This is a genomic window from Chitinophaga sp. GbtcB8, assembly GCF_019091455.1.
GTDB lineage: Bacteria > Bacteroidota > Bacteroidia > Chitinophagales > Chitinophagaceae > Chitinophaga.
In genome coordinates, this window is the sequence record NZ_JAGXJN010000412.1 from 1 (window position 1) to 236 (window position 236).

A 236-nucleotide genomic window follows, 5' to 3' on the forward strand; every position below is an offset into this window, starting at 1 on the left:
TGTAACGGTAATCCAGGGCGGTGTTGCGGGCGGGGGTTACGGTACCGCTGGCATTTACTTTAGTTACGCCAGTCTGGGTGGAGTTTACGTTGATGCGGTAAATGTAATACGCATCCATCGTTTCATCATACAGGTCTTTGGTAAAAAGGTCCTTTACCAGGTTGGTAACGTGGGTGTAGAACGCGGCGTGGTCAGCGGCGGTAAACCCTTCCCCTAGGATCACCAGGTATAGCTTG

Annotated in this window: 1 protein-coding gene; it reads right to left on the minus strand. The window is 51.7% G+C overall.

The genetic code is table 11. From position 1 onward, the window contains the following. A partial coding sequence (locus tag KVT36_RS32210) for a hypothetical protein (protein ID WP_368670064.1) occupies nt 1–223 on the minus strand: 223 nt, incomplete at its 3' end. Between the last annotated feature and the right edge of the window lie 13 nt (nt 224–236).